Raw genomic sequence first — 18,151 nt, 5'->3', positions numbered from 1 at the left:
GGCAGGGGGAAACCTTTGTCCAGGCTCTTTTTTTTCATGACTTCATCTCTAGGTAATATTTGCCGATAAATGAAAGAGAGTTACAAAGTAGTCGATAGGAGGTTTTCTAGATTGAAGGACAAGAATCGCATTGATCAAGTGGAACGATTTTTCCAACATAATCCGATCGAAGATCCTCTATATCTCAAAAAATATGTGAAAGAACATCCTGATCATAAAATGGCTTGGTACTTATTGGGCAGAGAATACGCAGCGCAAGGAAAAGAGGGCAAAGCAGCGTATTGTTTCGCGCAGTCTGGGGAAATCTATGAGGCTTTCGAACGTCAGAAAATAACGATAGAAGGACCTTTACCTACTTCGCCTGCTTCGGCCTTACATAAAGGCACTACCGAGGGAGCTGTTAAAAGTAAGTCCAGCAGTAAAGGGAAATGGATGCCGTTAATGGTCATTCTACTCCTGCTAGCTGTTCCTGCAGCAATGGATTTAGCAGCGAAGGAGGATATGGGCGCCATACCTCATGAAACTGCTGGTGCAGGTCCAGTGGCAGCGAATGCACCTGCATCTACAACACCTAAACAGGAAGGGCATTCTGGATTGAAACTCTATTTCTCTAATGGAGATTGGGGCAAGAAGCTTCAGCAAGTAATGTCATCCTCAGGATCTGGAGCTGGGGAATCTGTCATCATGGAAGCTCCCCGGAGTGCAGATGGTAAATGGAACGAGTGGAACAGGTCGGTTAAGCCTTTGATCAGCGTGGAAAGTGGGGGCGGGGGTTTAGCGGCATTAAAGTATTACCAGTCTCAGACTTGTTCCTGTCAGGCCGCAGATAGCTCTGCGCTTGTTCCCGTCATAGATAATTGGATGCATGAACGTGAGCAAGCTATTGTCTTACAAAGCGCAATCCAGGCCTACCAAAAAAAGACGGGAACGCTGCCAGAGAAACCTGAACAGCTTACGAAACCTTACCCAGATAATCTCTTGCCAGGACTCTCTCCTGAAATGCAGGAGGCCTTCCCTCAAGCTGTGAGTAAGGTTAATGAAAGCGCAAAAGTGGGGAAAGCACAGGATCCGGTACAAACGGCGGAAAAAAATGAGCAGCCGGCGCTCAAAGATCAGGCCACGCCATCTAGTTCGCAACCGAAAGCTTCCGCAGCCCCACTGCTAGAACCGCTTAGGATTGTTATAGATACCGATAAGCATCGCTTGGCTCTCGTTAGTGGTGATTTCATCATCCGAAGCTATCCCGTTGGCTTAGGAGGAGAGAAGACGCCGCAGGGGGAGTTCGTCATTAGTGAAAAGGTGCGCAATCCGAATGGCAAATCGAATGGAGAGTTTGGCAGCCGTGGAATGACCTTGTCGGATACACTTTATGCGATTCATGGTACGAATAAGCCTTCCAGTATCGGGAAAGATGAATCGCATGGCTGCGTTCGTATGCAGCAAGCGGACATTGAAGAGCTCTATAACATGGTAACTCATGAAACGAAAGTGACGATTGGTAAAGGGGTATTACCTCCCTCATCAAATTCGGATGCTAGTAATAGCGGCGGAAGCCCAGGACTTGGAGCCGGGGGAGGGAAGCCAGATCAATCCTTTGGCCTTCCATTGCAGACCAATGACAGCAATCCTAGTAAGAAATATAAATGGCTTGATTAACACAGTGGAACATGTCAAAAACCGTCTGAATGTGCTTCAGACGGTTTTTTGTCGTTGCCCTGGCGTTCCCAAGGTTTACCCTTGACAACGATCTAGAAAGCGATTACAATTCAAAATGTGATGAATTCAATCACTTCTTTCCTAATCATTTGTTCAAAATGATCAGTAATGTCATAGTAATGATGACAACAAGCATTATGGATCCTGTCCAAATGATCGCTTTCTTATTGACTTCTTCTTTGGCTCTACGACTGGACATCATCGGTTTACGTTTGGACATAGGAATCACCTTTTCCTTGGGGATTAAAGAATATGGTTCTATCATAGCATAAGTAGGGTCGATCATAGAATATGCATGTAAAAATGATTTTTAAAATCAAGTATTGACGACCATGTCATTTTATTGTAAGATTTAGTCACACGAAACACCTATAATAATTAAATATGTCAGTTTTAATAACATGTTACCGTAAGGGCATTAGTTATTGAAGAATGTAAGATTTCTTCTATAACTATGCCCTTTTTATTTTTGTCAAAATGATAAAACCTGAAGGGAGTTGGTAGCGCAAACGACAAGGAAAGTTAAATTTAGGAAAACGCTACTTCATAAATAACCATCAGACTTATTAAAAAAGGGAGAAGATGAACACATGAATATGAAAAAATGGTCAACAATGGGCTTGGCTGCCTCCATGGTACTTGTAGCAGCAGGCTGTGGTAAATCTACACCAGTGGAAACAACAAAACCAGCTGCATCGGCGGCGCCAACGACAGCTGCTACTGCCGCTCCAACAGCTGCTGGTCCTAAGAAATTAACCGGTGATTTTGAAATCCAGTACTTTGTTGGCGGTTATGGCGACAAATGGTGGAAAAAAGTTATTGCTGATTTCCAAGCAGCAAACCCTGATCTGAAAATTAAAGAAAGTGCGGGACCAAAAATCAACGAACAGATGAAACCCCGTTGGATCGCTGGTAACCCACCTGATTTCGTATACATTGACGGACCTGAGTTGTTCGATCGCCAAATGGTTACAGACGGACAGCTGGAAGATTTGACGGATTGGATCAAAGATGCTAAAAACGTTGACGGCGAGAAAATCATTGATTTGCTTGCTCAAAAACCACAAGAGTTTGATGGCAAAATCTACAATGTTCCTTTCGTAATGAGCTCATGGGGTATTTTCTACGATAAAGCCCTGTTCAAAGACAAAGGTTGGGCAGAGCCAAAAGACTTCGAAGAATTCTTAGCGGTAAGTGAGAAAATTAAAGGTGCTGGCATTAATCCTTTCATCCACACGGGTAAATATCCTTACTACATCAACGGTGGTGTTTTACTTCCAGCTATCGTATCTGCGAACAATAATGACTACAAATTACTGCAAGACATGTCTACAAATAATCTAGAAGCTTGGAAAAACCCTGCTATTATTAAAGGTCTTAATAAAATTGTTCAGCTTCGTGACAAAGGTTACATCGATAAAGCATCCGTACAAATTAACCACACGGATTCCCAATCCTTGTTCCTGCAGCACAAAGATGCATTCATCCCGAACGGTCTATGGCTGCCAAACGAAATGGCCAAAGACGTACCAGCTTCCTTCGATTTCGGATTCATTCCATCCATCACACAAGATAAAGGTGGAAAAGTTGTAGCGAATACTTCGACTTCTACGTTTGCAGTTGCGAAAAAAGCGAAAAACAAAGATGCAGCAAAAGCGTTTATGCAATTCGTCTTCTCTAAAACACAAGCTTCCCAATGGGCTGAGTTGAGCGGCGCTCCTTCCAACGTAAAAGGTGACATCTCCTCCTCCAAAGCACCTAACTTCGTTAAAGATGCAGCGAAATTCTTGTCTTCTCCTGATACAGTTGTAGTGCCGACCGTTTCCTTCGCGGCAGACGTTGACAAAGCGATGCAGGATGCAACAGTGGCATTGACGATTGGTACAATTACGCCTGAAGAGTGGGTCAAACGTGTAACTGATGTCGTAGCGAAACAAAAGAAGTAGGAACTGAATGAAGCAGTGCGGAGAACTAGGAAGGCATTAGCCTTAGGCGTTCTCCGCCATTTTAATGATAGGACGGTGAGGATAGAATGAAGACCAAGTCGAAAATGTGGAAACGGAATTTGTTCATCGCTTCATTCATCATTCCGACTTTTCTTTTCTTCTGTGTGTTTACGATATACCCTGTTATACAGGCTTTGCAGAAGTCATTCTATGATTGGTCTGGAATGTCAGAGAATAGCACGTTTATTGGGTTTGATAATTTCGTGGAATTATTTAAGGATCCCATTGTACTTAGAGCCATCGGGAATGATTATTTTTTAGTCGTAGGTAAAGTCATTGGCATTATGATTCTGGCGACGTTCTTCGCTGTTGCACTAACACGATTCAAACTGAGAGGCTCAGGCTTCTTCCGCGCCATATTCTTTATCCCGAATGTTATCTCAGTTGTTGTTATTGGTGTGCTCTGGAACTTCATCTATAATCCGCAAATTGGATTCCTGAATGCGTTCTTGTCTTTATTCACAGGAAATAAAGTCGATATTACTTGGTTAGGATTTCCACAGCATACGATCTGGATGCTATTACCCCCAACGATTTGGGCTGGTATCGGCTTCTATATGATCTTGATGATTGCTGCAATCGTGAATATTCCTGCTTCCTACTATGAAGCAGCTAATATAGACGGAGCTGGTCAATGGTCGCAATTCCGTCACATTACTATGCCGCTCATCTGGGAGCAAATTAAGGTTTCTATTGTTAACATTGTCATTACGACACTCAATGGATCATTCGTCATTGTTCAATTAATGACAAATGGCGGACAGCCTGATAATACGACCCAAGTTATGGGATCATATCTGTATCGGATGGCTTTTCAACAATATCATTTCGGTTATGGAGCAGCCATCGGTGTCATGATTTTAGTCGTTTCACTGATTACTACCCTTGTCCTGCAGCGCATCATGCGCCAAGAAACCATCGAAATGCATTAAGGTCATCCTAGAAAATGATACTGAAGGAGGGGGAACCAACGTATGATCATCAAAAGCCCGTTAGCCAAAATGTCTGTCGGGATCATTCTTCTTATTTGGAGCGTAGCCGTCCTGTATCCTTTGATTTGGACACTGCTTGATGCGCTCAAAAATAATGAACAATTTTTCTTAAATGCCCCGTGGGCACTGCCTAAATTTCCGCTGCTTTGGTCAAACTTCTCCTATGTTTGGAGCAAATATAATTTTAGCACCTATTTCATGAACTCCATTATTGTCACGGTTGGAAGTACTCTTTTGGGTATGATCCTTGCAGCAATGACAGCCTATATCCTGGCTAGGTATGATTTTAAGGGGAACAAAATCCTCTTAACGATCTACATCTCGTCCATGATGATACCGTTCGCGTTAGCACTCATTCCATTGTTCTTCTTATTAAATGATTTGCACTTAATCAATACATGGTTAGGATTAATTTTGGTCTATGCGGCACTCAACCTCCCTTTTGGAATTTTCTTACTTGTAGGGTTCTATAAATCCCTGCCCAAAGAAATTGAAGAAGCGGCGATTATTGACGGGACCTCCCATTACGGTACGTTCTTCCGTGTTATGCTGCCTTTGTCTCAACCGGGTCTCATTACGGTGATGATTACGAACATGCTAAATAACTGGAACGAGTACTTCCTAGGGGTTGTCTTGACCAATGAACCAACCAAGTACACGCTTCCAATCGGCCTAGCTGTTATGCAAGCAGAAATGCAGTATAGAGTTGAGTGGGGACCGTTATTCGCAGGCCTGCTTATAACGACACTTCCAACGTTGATTGTGTATATGATCTTTCAGCGTCAAATCGCAAGTGGCATTACTGCAGGTGCTGTGAAATAACTGTATAATGGGTTGCATAGAAAAAACACCTTATCCTAGAGGATTTTATCCTTTCGGGAGGGTGTTCTTTCTACTATAATTGGGATAGGCAAGAGCAAACAAGAAACGGCCAAACTTGTAGGCTTTTATAGGGGAACATGACATGAGAGCTATGTATATATTGCAGAAAATAGGACGTTCTTTGATGATTCCAATTGCGGTGCTGCCGGCGGCATCCATTCTTCTTCGTATTGGAAAAATGACGTTTAGCGATCCATTTCTTATGCAGGTGGCTCAGATTTTTGAGTTAGGCGGAAGTGCGATTTTTGATAATTTGCCATTCATCTTTGCTATTGGTATAGCTATTGGACTTACGTCCGGAGACGGGATAGCGGCACTTGCTGCAGCGGTTGGCTATTTAGTGTTCGACAATGTCTTGAAGCATTTTCAAGTAGGGACCGACTCCGCGGAACGACTGGATATGGGGGTTCTAGGCGGCATGCTCGTTGGCATACTATCTGCCACGTTCTTTAACAGGTTCCAACATACACGTCTGCCCAAGGCGCTCGGATTTTTCGGAGGAAAGCGATTCGTTCCGTTAATTACATCTTTGGTCATGGTTTTCCTAGGGGTGTTGATGGGTTTCATCTGGCCTCCAGTTCAGAAGGGCATAAGTGTAATCGGGTTATGGATTGTTGATAATGGGAACATTGGCGTATTTATCTATGGAATAATGAACAGGCTTCTAATTCCAACGGGTTTGCATCATATTATTAATAATATAGCCTGGTTTCAAATCGGAGACTACACCACACCAACGGGTAAAATGCTGCATGGCGATATCTCTCGATTTTTTGCTGGAGATCCAGAAGCGGGACTATTCATGACAGGTTTTTATCCCGTGATCATGTTTGGGCTTCCTGCAGCAGCCTTAGCTTTAAGTAGAAGTTCGTCTACTAACCGTCAGTTTGTTGTTCCTGTGATGCTTAGTGCAGCATTAACCAGCTTCCTTACAGGCATAACAGAGCCAATAGAGTTTGCTTTTATGTTCGTTGCGCCAGGTTTGTATCTGATACATGCCGTTTTAACTGGCTTTTCCATGGTGATTATGAATATGCTTCAGGTGAAAATGGGATTTGGATTCTCAGCCGGATTTATTGATTTCGTTCTTAGCTGGCATCAATCTACGAATCCTTATTGGATTATCCTTGTTGGATTAGGATATTTCTTCCTTTATTATGTTGTATTTCGGACCTATCTGCATTTCTTTCCATTCAAAGTGCCCGCTCAGGACGAAGCAGCTCAGATTGAAACAGGAGATGCTATCGAGGCTATCGAAGAAAAGAAAGAAGACCGTCCAACCAGCATTCTAAGGCATATTGGCGGTGTTTCTAACATTATTTCGATCGATGCTTGCATTACACGACTCCGACTCTTGGTGAATGAAGAGAATCTGATCATGGACAGCGAGCTTAAAGAGCTTGGCGCTATTGGGGTAATCAGACTGGGTAAAGGGAACGTGCACGTCGTTTTTGGTACAGAATCGGAGCAAATTAGAGAAAGTATTAAACCCTTGCTTCAAAAAGAGAAATCAGGACAAGCCTAAATTTACCCCACAAAGTGACGTATGCCTTTGAAGTCTATTCCGATTACTTTGCGGGGACCCCGAAACAAAGATTAGGAGGTGTCTTATGATTGAACGGACGATCATTCATGTACTGTCACACAATGTGGTGATGGCACATTTGACATCAGGGAAAAATTCCATTGCTTTCGGTAAAGGAATTGGATTCAAAAAAACGCCAGGAATGCTCATTAGCGAAGGCGAAATTACACAAGAATTTCTTCTGCATACATCCGAAGTTCTTAAAAACTACGAACAAATTCTGAATGCGGTTGATTTGAAAATTATCGGGATTACGGAGGAAGTCATCGCTTATGCGCAAAGCATGCTGGAAGGCGATTTCTCCGAAACGATTCACGCCTCGCTGGTTGATCACATTAACTTTGCTGTTGAGCGACAAAAACGCGGCATTTTCATCACAAATCCATTCGCTTATGAAATTGGGTATATGTATCCGGAGGAATACAAAGTAGCCAAGAAGTCCGTAGATTTCCTTAATACTCATTTGGATGTGAAATTGCCGGAAGATGAAGTTGCCTTCTTAGCCATGCATTTCAATGGTGCACGTAAAAAAGAGCAAGCTTCTGATTCCTTAGCGGTAGTCAGAGTAGTGTCACAGACGATCGAATCCGCCAAAGAATTAGGTTTTAATTTCGATGATTCGTTCTCAACGCTGCGGTTCATTAGTCACTTAAAAGGTGTGATTGAACGGGTCAAACAAAAAAAGACGCTCCAGAACTCGCTGCTTGAAAAGATTAAAGAGGAGTATGGAGACACATATGTAAAGGCGAAGGTGTTATCTCTGATGCTGAGTGATTCTCTTCAATTAGAAGTGCCTGACGATGAAACGGGTTACTTGACGATGCATCTGGAAAGACTGCTGCAACGTACAGAAGCATAGGTTGATAAATAGTTAATCTGGATTCCCTTGCAACCTTCATGGAGCGGGGATTTTTTGTTTGAAATAGAGGTGAAATGCTATTCAGTGGATTGCATATTTGCACGTTGTCAGCTAAACTGACTGTTAGAGTCATTAGAGAACGGAGTGCATAGGACATGCTGTATAAGAAGTTAGGAAAACCAATCTTGTTCCGAATGGATCCGGAGAAGGCACATCATCTTACGATTGACGGGCTAAGTGCAGTAGTGAGCTTTCCAGGTGGGAAACAACTGCTCAAATCCATGTATGGAGTGCCCAATTCACCACTCTTGGCCCAACAATTATGGGGAATACAATTCGCAAATCCAATAGGTTTGGCAGCTGGTTTAGATAAAAATGCTAAGGCTGTTAAGGGATTCTCACAACTAGGCTTTGGTTTCATGGAAGTAGGCACAATTACACCAAAGCCGCAACCGGGCAACGAGCTGCCGCGGCTATTTCGTCTTCCGGAAGACAAAGCGCTTATCAACCGAATGGGCTTTAATAATGTAGGTACAGAAGTGATGGCCAAAAACTTGATGAAGACAGGTAAACGGGACATCCCTGTAGCTATTAACATAGGTAAAAATAAGACGACACCGAATGAACAGGCTGAAGAGGATTATCGAGCTTGTATTCGGGAGTTATATACATATGGTGATTTCTTTGTAGTGAATATTAGCTCACCAAATACACCGGATTTGCGTAATTTACAGCATGGGAGTGATTTGAAGCGATTACTAGATGCAGTTACAACAGAAATGCAGCTTCAACAGAAGAAGAATGGTCATTCGGGTAAACCTGTTTTGGTTAAAATTGCGCCGGATCTCACGGATGAAGAGCTTGAATTAACCGTGCAGACGATTAAGATTCACAGTGGTATCTCTGGGATTATCGCAACGAACACAACGCTCAGCAGACAAGGGCTGGTACACCCAAACCGTGAGCAAGCAGGCGGACTAAGCGGGAAGCCTCTAACACAGCGAACAACAGAAGTCATTAGACGTGTCTATCAATTGACGGAAGGCAAGCTGCCGATCATTGGGTCAGGTGGAATATTTACTGCGCAAGATGCTTATGACAAAATAAGGGCAGGAGCAAGTTTAGTTGAAGTGTATACGGGCTTTATTTATGAAGGACCCGGCATGCTTGCTAGCTTGAATAAAGGCCTACAAGATTTGCTGAGAAGAGATGGTTATACACATATTTCCGAGGCAATCGGCGCAGATCATCATTGACTTCATTCAGAATGGAGGATAAAAGAATGGATGGACGAGATTGGAAGAAATTTCTTCTGCCTTATGAACAAGCGGTAGAGGAGCTTAAAGTAAAATTCAAGACACTGCGTGGCGAACTCAAGAGTAGAGAAGAGTATGCACCTATTGAATTCGTAACGGGACGTGTCAAAAAGATATCAAGTGTGCTGGAGAAAGCGAAGCGCTTGAGTGTCCCGATGGATCAATTAGAGTCGGGGATCGAGGATATCGCTGGGATTCGGATTATGTGTCAGTTTGTAGAAGACATTGATCGTTTGGCCGAGCTGATTCGAAGCAGACAGGATATGAATGTAGTCTATGAAAAAGATTATATTACTAATAAAAAACCTAGCGGCTATCGCAGCTTTCATATTATTATTGAATATCCCGTTCAAACCGCTCTAGGTATGAAACGAATATTAGCTGAGGTGCAGATTCGGACACTCGCCATGAATTTCTGGGCGACGATCGAGCATTCTTTGAATTATAAATATAAAGAACAATTGCCAGCTGAGGTTAGAGCCCGCCTTAGTAAAGCAGCCGAGGCTGCTTATCTGTTGGATCAGGAAATGTCCAGTATTCGTGGCGAGATTGTTGCGTCTCAGAAGATGTTTGAGGATAACTCGAATTTGGTAAATATCGTACTCAATAACATTCAGGAACTTTATTTCTATCATCGAGTTCGGGAAGCCGCTCAATTTCAACTTAGGTTTAACGAGATATGGGAGACGGAAGAAGGTTTGAGTGATCTGTCATCCGATATTGAGGCCGCGATCGCCAGAGCGAAAAAAGGAGACAATACCTGATCTATGAGTACCTACGATCGATTATATGTAGCTTACTTATACTATTTCAATGATCAACGAGATTATTTCGAATGTCATGAAGTGATGGAGGAGCTTTGGCTGGAGGAAGGCCGAAGCCCGTTATACCAAGGTCTACTGCAGGTTGCAGTGGGCCTTTATCATCATGCCAATGGAAACGTAAGCGGTTCCATCAAGCTCTTTAGCGCCGGACTGGACAAGTTAGCACCATACCCTGCACATACGCTTGGCATTGATTTGGAAAGATTGATCCGAGATAGTGGGGAGTACTTAACGAAGCTGCTGCAAATCGAGAATGAACCGTTTACCCCGTATGATTTGGACATTCATATTTTAGATGATGAATTGAGTGAGCTTCTTGCGGAAGTGAAACTGCATCCACCCCAGCATGCAGAGGAGGATAGCCATGATTGAGGTTCGTCAGCTTAGCAAATTTTATCAAGTACATGAGCGAGAGCCTGGCTTCATGGCTTCTTTGAAAAGCCTGTTTCACCGCAAGTTCCGCACCGTCAAAGCGGTAGATGATGTTTCCTTTTCCATACCCGAAGGTGAAATTGTGGCTTTTCTGGGTCCGAATGGGGCTGGCAAGACGACTACGATGAAGGTTTTAACCGGACTGCTGCATCCTTCAGCTGGTGAAGTGAGTGTTGGCGGTTTTGTTCCTTTTCAGCAAAAGAAAGAATTTAAGAAGCAGATTTCGCTCGTCATGGGACAGAAAAGTCAGCTCATCTGGGACATTCCTGCAGCGGAAACGTTTCTCGTTAATAAAGTCATTTATGAGATACCTGATCGGGAGTATGAAGAAACCTTAGGAGACTTGGTGCAGCTGCTCCAGTTGGAAGAAGTCATCCGCAAGCCGGTTAGACAGCTTTCGCTGGGGGAGCGGATGAAGTGTGAACTGGCAGCGGCGCTGCTGCATCGCCCGCGCATTGTATTTCTCGATGAGCCGACGATTGGCCTGGATGTGAATATGCAGGAAGTGATGCGCCGATTCATACAGGATTACAGCCGTAAATATAAGGCGACCATCTTACTGACAAGTCACTATATGGCGGATGTTACGGCGTTATGTGAGCGAGTGCTGGTGATTGGAAAAGGTCGTCTCCTATATGATGGTGCAATTTCCCAACTAGTTGATAAGTATGCGCCTAATAAGCGTGTTCGTCTGCAATTGGCTGAGCGGGTAAGGGAGTCAGAGCTAATCGCTGTAACCCAAGGGTTAGGGACGTTATTTCATTATGAGTTTCCTAATGTGGAATTAGACGTGCCGAGAGAGCAAGTTTCTGAACTTTCAGCCCGATTATTAACCCATTTGACGGTATTGGATTTGACCATTGAAGATCCTTCCATGGAATCGGTGATCGCACAAGCGTTTGAAGCGGGTACCGAAGGGGGAAGTTAGGAGCATGAAGGCGTTAGCTTTATTTTGGCAAAAATATCGGATACTGCTTCGAGTTGAATGGGCAGTTATGTTTGCCTATCGAAGTGAATCGCTCATTTGGATGATAGGAGCATTCATTCAACCTTTGGTCAGTATGGCTGTTTGGCTTTCGATAAGCGATAACAATTCCATTGGAGGATATACCGCACATGATTATATGGTGTATTTTCTGGGAGTACTTCTTGTAGATCGATTAACGAGTACATGGGATGTGTGGGAGCTGGATGCCAGTATTCAGGACGGGTCGCTCTCCACCAAGATCGTACGTCCCTTCCATCCGGTTCATTGGAGTATCTCTCAAAACCTCGTATATAAGCTGTTTTTTGCTGTTCTGCTAATCCCCGCATGGGCGATAGCTGCTGCGTTTGTACCTATGCTCAGGTTGACTATTTCCCTGGAAATAATTATACTTTCGTTCTTCGCTATTGTGCTTTCCTCTGCAGTCCGCTTTCTAATCGGTTTCGAGTTTGGTTTGATGGCTTTTTGGACGAACAGGGCAACTGCGATCTATAGTTTATATGAGGGTATTCATTTGTTTCTTGCTGGTCGGTTAGCCCCGCTGAGTATGTTTCCTTCTTGGGTTGAAAAAATGGCAGCCTGGCTGCCTTTCTATGGAACCGTCGGGTTTCCAGTTGAGCTGCTAACAGGCAAGCTTGAGCTAGGATCGTCCGCTATATTTCACAATTTTGCGATACAGCTTATTTGGCTTATTGTCCTTCTTGTAACGTTTCGGTTCATGTGGAGGCAAGGGATGAAGAAGTATGGCGCTGTGGGCGGATGAGGGAGGAACGATGAGACAGTGATCAAATACATACGACTATTTAGGGAGTTTATGCGGGCATGCCTAGTCGAAGAGTTCGAGTATAGAGCTAATTTTGCCGCAAATCTCCTATCCACTTTTTTTTGGCTATTCATGGCAATCTTGACCGTTCAATTATACTTTTATCGTACACAGGAAATTGGCGGCTGGGGTTTCTATGAGGTGTTAGTGCTTCTAGGTATTTTTAACGCGGTACACGGTTTTATTGAATTTATCCTGCAGCCGAATATGTCTCGACTTGTCAGTCATATCCGTAAAGGGACATTGGATTTCATCCTGACGAAACCGGTTGACAGCCAATTTTACATTAGCTTTAGACATCTAGTTTTCTGGCGAGTATCCGATATTATGTTAGGTTTCGGCTTGACGGCTTTCGCACTTTGGGAGTTGGACGCAATTCCTAGTATTGCGGGGATTGTACGCTTTGTCATTGTTTTCCTTGCATCATTGGTAGTTGTCTATTCGCTTTGGATGGGCATGATGATGTTCTCGTTCTGGGCTGTTAAAGTAGATAACTTGTCTTATTTATTTAGTTCGTTTTTTGAAACGGCACGGTTTCCAGTTTCGGTTTATAAAGGATTATTACGATTCACCTTAACTTATATATTTCCGATTGCTTTTATAACAACATTCCCAGCTGCTGCGCTCATTGGTCGAATTAGCGGATGGCAAGTTGTTTGGAGTGTTGGGATTGCAGTGGTTTGTTTCGGATTGACGAGGGCATTATGGAAGATTGCTTTGCGCCATTATACTAGTGCGAGTAGTTGAGTTTCGGAGGTGAATAACAAAAAGCAGCGGAATCTCCGCTGCTTTTGTCATAAGATGTTAACCTTTATATTTTTGGAAAAAGGCTTTGAATGTCTCAGGCGTGTTACCGCCAGTTGAACCGGATTCCGGAACACCGCCAACAATGCGTTCGACTTCTACACCATTTTTGTAGTAGACGAGTGTAGGTGTGGATTCGATTTTATATTTCTGCCAGCCATCTTTGAATTCTTCCAAGTTGAACTGTTTGACATCAATACCTAGCTCTTTTTCCATAGGAACAAGAACTGGTGTTGTTATTTTACAATGTGGACAGGTCGAAGCGTAATAATATTGAAAAAATGTTTCTTTGTTCTTCAGTCTTTGATCCAAATCCTTCGGTAGAATGAGATTTTGGTAGTTTGGATCATTTAATTGCTTCACTGTTTCCGGATTTAATTTGGATGCGGCAACGCCATAGGGATTGCCAGCATTAGCTTTGTCCGAAGTTTTGGTAGACTGCTGATTAACGAAATATAATCCTCCAAATAATACAATAACAATGCCTAGATAAATAAGCAGCTTCTTCATGCATGCATGCACCTCTTTATAATGTGTACTTTCTACTATCTTCTTTAAAAAGTATAGCATATCCTGTTGATATTTTGAAAATAATTGGCTGTTTGGTGACAAGTCAGCTATAATACCGATAGGTTATTGGATGAAAGTGAAATGAAGGCTGATCATGAAGACAAGAGATTGAAAAGATAAAATATCAAAGATAAAAGATAAAATACCAAAGATAAAAGATAAAAGATAAAAGATGAAAGAGAAGATGTCTGAATGACGAAGCAGCTGCCTGCCCTTTTTAGAGAAAAGATGATGGATTTGTTGGGTGAAAATGAATTTGAGCAATTTCTGGAATCATATGACCAACCGAGAACGTTTGGTTTAAGAGTGAATTCAGTGAAGGTGGATAAGGCTGATTTTTTGGCGAAAAGTCCGTTTGTGCTGAGCGCGGTGCCTTGGGCTTCCGATGGCTTTTATTATGAAGAAGGTGAACGTCCTGGGAAACATCCGTATTATCATGCAGGGCTTTACTATATTCAAGAGCCAAGTGCGATGGCACCAGTTGAATTGCTGCAAGTGAGCCCAGGAGAGCGTGTTCTCGATTTATGTGCCGCACCTGGCGGGAAATCAACGCAAATAGCTGCTAAGCTTCAAGGCGAGGGAGTGCTCGTTGTTAACGACATTCATTCCGATCGTGTGAAGGCTTTAGTGAAAAACCTTGAGCTTTTGGGTGTGAGAAACGCTATCGTTTTGAATGAGAAGCCAGAGCGGATGTTAAAGGTCTTCCAAGGTTATTTTGATAAAATATTAATAGATGCGCCTTGTTCGGGTGAAGGGATGTTCCGTAAAGAAGAAGAGATGATGCAGCAATGGGAGCGTCATTCTGTTCAGGAATTCGCTAGTATGCAGAGAGAACTGCTTGGTCAGGCTGCCCAAATGCTAGCGCCCGGTGGAATGATTGTCTACTCGACCTGTACGTTTTCACCTGAGGAGAATGAAGCGCAGATCGCGGAGTTTTTGGACAAGCATCCGGCGTTTGATGTGGTTCCGGTAGAGGGTTTTGGCTCTGGACGGCCGGATTGGCTGCGTGCGCCTTGGTGTGAGGAGGAGTTTTCGGACCGCGCTAAGGAGGCTGTGGCTGGGACGGCAAGGCTTTGGCCGCATCGTTTGCGGGGCGAGGGGCACTTTGTTGCTGTTTTGCGGCGGGATGGGGCTGCCGTCGTAGAGGCTGTTGATTCCGACGTTGTGTCGGAATCGGTAGTGGGGAAGCGCAGCGGCCGTGAGGCGCTGCGGAAAGGGCGCGCGGAGACGTCGACTCGCGCGGCAGTGAGCTTGGAGCCGCTGGAGGCGTTCTCGGGCGAGCTGCTGCGCAGCGAGCCCTTCGCCGCCGCGCGGCTCGTATGTTACGGCGAGCACGCGTATGCGTCGCCGGCCGGTTTGCCCGAGCTGCACGGACTGAAAGTCGTGCGGCCGGGCTGGTACATCGGCGCGCTGCACCGCGGCCGATTCGAACCGTCCCATGCGCTAGCCATGGGACTGCGCATGCGCGAAGCCAAGCGAGCGCTGAGCTTGGCTTCGAGCGACGAGCGAGCCCTTCGGTACCTGAAGGGCGAGACGCTCGAAGTCGCGGAGAGCGAGATTATCCGCGACCCGGAAGAGACCAAGGCGGCCAAAGGCTACTGCCTGGTCTGCATTGAAGACCATCCCGTCGGCTGGGGCAAATGGCACGACGGGATGCTGAAGAACGAATACCCGCCCGGCTGGAGGTGGACCTAAGCGGTCATGAAACAAACACAAAGGCTCGATAAAATACTCGCCCATGTGGGCATCGGCACACGCTCTGAACTCAAACGCCTTGCCAAAGAAGGCGCGATTTACGTCAACGGTGTGAAAGTCAAAGACAGCGGTATGCAGGTGAACCCCGATACAGATATCATCACTGTAAACGGTGAGCCTGTATTATACCGGGAGTTCGTTTACCTCATGATGAATAAACCGCAGGGGGTCGTATCTGCCACAGAAGACAATCGCGATCGCACGGTTGTGGATCTTTTGGATAAAGTATATGCGCCATTTGAGGTTTTCCCTGTTGGTCGCCTGGACAAGGATACAGAAGGCTTCCTATTGCTAACGAACGATGGGAAATTGGCCCATAATCTTCTTTCTCCACGCAAACATGTACCCAAAACCTACTTTGCAAAAGTGGAGTGGGAAGTAAACGAATCGGACCGTGAAGCCTTCTCCCAAGGTGTTACTTTGGACGACGGTTATGAAACACTTCCGGGTATTTTGAGAATATTGAAGACTGGCAATGAGTCTGAAAATGAGCCCTCGGAAATCGAGCTAACGATCATGGAGGGCAAATTCCATCAAGTGAAACGGATGTTTCAAGCCGTCGGCAAAAAAGTCGTATACCTGAAACGAATTTCGATGGGTCCACTTGCTTTAGATCCAAGTTTAGCATTGGGTCAAGTGAGAGAGTTGAGTAAAGATGAACTTCTTGCTTTGCAGAGTGCTAATTAAGTTAATTACAAATAACACGCACAGCCGAGGATTGTTATGAAACGGATTGTGCGTGTTTTATTTAAGGCAAGTTGTACATCGTACAACAATTTCCTTGATTTCTTCTGGGAGAGCGAAAGATGTTGTATGTGGTACAACAATTTATGCTTTTTTTAGGTGATTGAACGGATTTTGGCCAAAATTGTTGTATTTATTGCAACATCGGAGTGAAAAATGCTGATTAACATGCAAAATGTTGTACAAACTGCAACAACACGGATGATTAAGCGGATGTTTAAAACATAAATGTCGTAGGCATAACTTGCCTTGTTTCAACTTTTAAAACACGTCTATCCAAGAAAGGCTTAAGCCAATTATTTTAATGAATCTTGCTAACGTTCTTCCCATTTCTTTAAAATGGATGCAACAATCTCCTGTTTGGTCTCCTCAGCAAGTCCGTTCCTTAGCTCAGTGATGAATTCAATAAAGAGCAACGACAAAAGTTCATTCAGGTCCATTTCCAATGGCATCTCATACTTACAATCCCAATCATCGAAAAATACGGCTATTCGGTTGACTTCTCTTGGATGGATGTCTACATTAAGGGTCAAATAATCTCTTGCACCGCTCATACTAGACACGTTAGACAAACTCCACTGAAACTTCGCCACTCTATTTATATCTCGCAGATTGTTACTTACTACGTAGGCATTCATGTTTAAAAAATGACTGTAGGTTTCTCTCAAATCCAACAGGTAATCGTACAAATCTTTATCTTGGCGTACGTGATCAAGAAAATTATCAAATAATAGTTTGACGAGGAACGTTATATTCATACCATTCAGTTCTTCATTTGTTGTGTATTGGATATCTTCAATAAAAACTTCTGCTCGGTTAAAAAAATCGCGAGGTGCACGGACTTTAACGGTTTTATAAAATTCGGGCGTTTCCTTGTTAAAAAAACTAGTCCAAGATTTTAAAGTTAGCATACAAGCGGTCCTCCTTTTCTTCTCTATTACTACTTATTCTAAATCTAGCACACATATGACAAACGTTATGGCAAAAAGAGCCCTCGATCTGCCCATTTCAATTGAGAAACAAGCAGGATCACAGGCCCTATATAATTAAAATTAGTAGTTGTATGTATTCAATGGACTACACGCTCAACGATTGCGCGAACTGTTTGCCGAATTGTCGGCATAAGGCTTTGTCATCCTTTGAAGGAGACAATTCAATCTTTAAACCTTCCAGAGTTACTTCCGCTCCCAATTCTTTTAGCTTCGTTACTAATGTATCAACGGCAGCCCCATATTCGGAATAGGAAGAATCACAAGATCCGAACACTGCCGCCTTTTTCCCATCTAACTGAATGTCATCCATCTCATCGTAAAAGTCGAGGAAGTCGTCTGCTAAATCTCCGTCTCCCCATGTGTAACTGCCAAGTATGATACCGTCATATAGGGTAATTTCCTCAGCGTTCGTGTCGATCACATTCTTCACAACAGGCTCAATGCCTGCTTCTTTCAATCCTTCAGCAATCGCATCAGCCATCTCTTCCGTATTACCTGTCATGCTTGCAAACACGATAATGATTCTACTCATCCTTATTCCCCCTAATTGTTATGATTTTATATTCAGGCTTACGAAGATCTCTGGTTTGTAAATCATATAATATCGATAGTTCTTGTACATTTATGTAGTTCGTATGCTCTTGAGTATATGCCCACTCCTGATCTCGGTGACTTTCCGTTTTTTTAACCATTTCAAACAAAAGTCCCACTTTAAACACACTCCTAACTGATCGAAATTATATTGATAATGATTTTCATTTTCACACAATGATTTAAATGATAACGATTCTCAATTGTATTGTCAATGCATTTGGGACAATTTTCAAAAAAACTTTAAGTACATCTTAAAATTAGAGATTTACAAA

General features: G+C 43.5%; 18 protein-coding genes. 14 read left to right on the top strand and 4 right to left on the bottom strand.

Going from position 1 to position 18,151, the window contains the following annotated elements:
- Positions 1–111 precede the first annotated feature (111 nt).
- Positions 112–1,656: a L,D-transpeptidase family protein gene (locus tag NYR53_RS25155; RefSeq protein WP_261301866.1), complete on the top strand. Its 1,545-nt coding sequence runs from the start codon at positions 112–114 to the stop codon at positions 1,654–1,656.
- A 145-nt stretch (positions 1,657–1,801) separates the two neighbouring features.
- Here the strand turns inward: NYR53_RS25155 and NYR53_RS25150 are convergent, their stop codons facing one another.
- A complete protein-coding gene (locus NYR53_RS25150; RefSeq protein ID WP_261301865.1) occupies positions 1,802–1,936 on the bottom strand; it encodes a hypothetical protein in 135 nt (44 codons plus the stop codon).
- Positions 1,937–2,306: 370 nt separating this feature from the next.
- Between NYR53_RS25150 and NYR53_RS25145 the strand changes: the two genes are divergently transcribed.
- The 11 genes from NYR53_RS25145 to NYR53_RS25095 all read left to right on the top strand — a co-directional run bounded on the left by NYR53_RS25145 (position 2,307) and on the right by NYR53_RS25095 (position 13,167).
- Positions 2,307–3,662, top strand: coding sequence for an ABC transporter substrate-binding protein (locus tag NYR53_RS25145; protein ID WP_261301864.1), 1,356 nt, complete (start codon positions 2,307–2,309; stop codon positions 3,660–3,662).
- A gap of 86 nt (positions 3,663–3,748) precedes the next feature.
- On the top strand, positions 3,749–4,654 hold the full coding sequence (locus NYR53_RS25140) for a carbohydrate ABC transporter permease (RefSeq protein WP_261301863.1): 906 nt from the start codon (positions 3,749–3,751) through the stop codon (positions 4,652–4,654).
- 42 nt (positions 4,655–4,696) lie between these two features.
- The gene (locus NYR53_RS25135; protein ID WP_261301862.1) at positions 4,697–5,536 is read left to right on the top strand and encodes a carbohydrate ABC transporter permease; all 840 of its coding nucleotides are present in this window, start codon (positions 4,697–4,699) and stop codon (positions 5,534–5,536) included.
- A 142-nt stretch (positions 5,537–5,678) separates the two neighbouring features.
- Positions 5,679–7,121, top strand: a complete 1,443-nt coding sequence (locus NYR53_RS25130) for a PTS transporter subunit EIIC (RefSeq protein ID WP_261301861.1) — start codon at positions 5,679–5,681, stop codon at positions 7,119–7,121.
- A gap of 85 nt (positions 7,122–7,206) precedes the next feature.
- Positions 7,207–8,040, top strand: a complete 834-nt coding sequence (locus NYR53_RS25125) for a PRD domain-containing protein (RefSeq protein WP_261301860.1) — start codon at positions 7,207–7,209, stop codon at positions 8,038–8,040.
- Between the two features lie 155 nt (positions 8,041–8,195).
- Entirely contained in the window at positions 8,196–9,296 is a 1,101-nt protein-coding gene (locus NYR53_RS25120; RefSeq protein ID WP_261301859.1) for a quinone-dependent dihydroorotate dehydrogenase, read from the top strand.
- Positions 9,297–9,322: 26 nt separating this feature from the next.
- Positions 9,323–10,120 (top strand): GTP diphosphokinase, encoded by a 798-nt coding sequence (gene yjbM / locus NYR53_RS25115; RefSeq protein WP_261306517.1) that lies wholly within the window; start codon positions 9,323–9,325, stop codon positions 10,118–10,120.
- A gap of 3 nt (positions 10,121–10,123) precedes the next feature.
- Positions 10,124–10,552 carry a DUF309 domain-containing protein gene (locus tag NYR53_RS25110; RefSeq protein ID WP_261301858.1) on the top strand — a complete coding sequence of 143 codons (429 nt, stop codon included), beginning with the start codon at positions 10,124–10,126 and terminating at the stop codon, positions 10,550–10,552.
- On the top strand, positions 10,545–11,540 hold the full coding sequence (locus NYR53_RS25105; protein ID WP_261301857.1) for an ABC transporter ATP-binding protein: 996 nt from the start codon (positions 10,545–10,547) through the stop codon (positions 11,538–11,540). The genes NYR53_RS25110 and NYR53_RS25105 overlap by 8 nt, the downstream gene beginning before the upstream one ends.
- A gap of 4 nt (positions 11,541–11,544) precedes the next feature.
- The gene (locus NYR53_RS25100) at positions 11,545–12,360 is read left to right on the top strand and encodes an ABC transporter permease (RefSeq protein ID WP_261301856.1); all 816 of its coding nucleotides are present in this window, start codon (positions 11,545–11,547) and stop codon (positions 12,358–12,360) included.
- A gap of 18 nt (positions 12,361–12,378) precedes the next feature.
- Positions 12,379–13,167 carry an ABC transporter permease gene (locus tag NYR53_RS25095; RefSeq protein ID WP_261301855.1) on the top strand — a complete coding sequence of 263 codons (789 nt, stop codon included), beginning with the start codon at positions 12,379–12,381 and terminating at the stop codon, positions 13,165–13,167.
- A 57-nt stretch (positions 13,168–13,224) separates the two neighbouring features.
- Here NYR53_RS25095 and NYR53_RS25090 read toward each other — a convergent pair whose 3' ends face one another.
- Positions 13,225–13,734 carry a thioredoxin family protein gene (locus NYR53_RS25090; RefSeq protein WP_261301854.1) on the bottom strand — a complete coding sequence of 170 codons (510 nt, stop codon included), beginning with the start codon at positions 13,732–13,734 and terminating at the stop codon, positions 13,225–13,227.
- Positions 13,735–13,986: 252 nt separating this feature from the next.
- Between NYR53_RS25090 and NYR53_RS25085 the strand changes: the two genes are divergently transcribed.
- Entirely contained in the window at positions 13,987–15,489 is a 1,503-nt protein-coding gene (locus NYR53_RS25085) for an RsmB/NOP family class I SAM-dependent RNA methyltransferase (protein ID WP_261301853.1), read from the top strand.
- Between the two features lie 6 nt (positions 15,490–15,495).
- Complete coding sequence (locus NYR53_RS25080; protein WP_261301852.1) at positions 15,496–16,236, top strand: pseudouridine synthase; 741 nt, start codon at positions 15,496–15,498, stop codon at positions 16,234–16,236.
- A 371-nt stretch (positions 16,237–16,607) separates the two neighbouring features.
- Here the strand turns inward: NYR53_RS25080 and NYR53_RS25075 are convergent, their stop codons facing one another.
- Positions 16,608–17,204 (bottom strand): hypothetical protein, encoded by a 597-nt coding sequence (locus NYR53_RS25075; RefSeq protein ID WP_261301851.1) that lies wholly within the window; start codon positions 17,202–17,204, stop codon positions 16,608–16,610.
- 166 nt (positions 17,205–17,370) lie between these two features.
- Complete coding sequence (locus tag NYR53_RS25070; RefSeq protein WP_261301850.1) at positions 17,371–17,817, bottom strand: flavodoxin; 447 nt, start codon at positions 17,815–17,817, stop codon at positions 17,371–17,373.
- Between the last annotated feature and the right edge of the window lie 334 nt (positions 17,818–18,151).

It is taken from the genome of Paenibacillus andongensis (assembly GCF_025369935.1).
Classification (GTDB): domain Bacteria; phylum Bacillota; class Bacilli; order Paenibacillales; family NBRC-103111; genus Paenibacillus_E; species Paenibacillus_E andongensis.
This window is presented reverse-complemented; position numbering and strand designations above follow the sequence as displayed.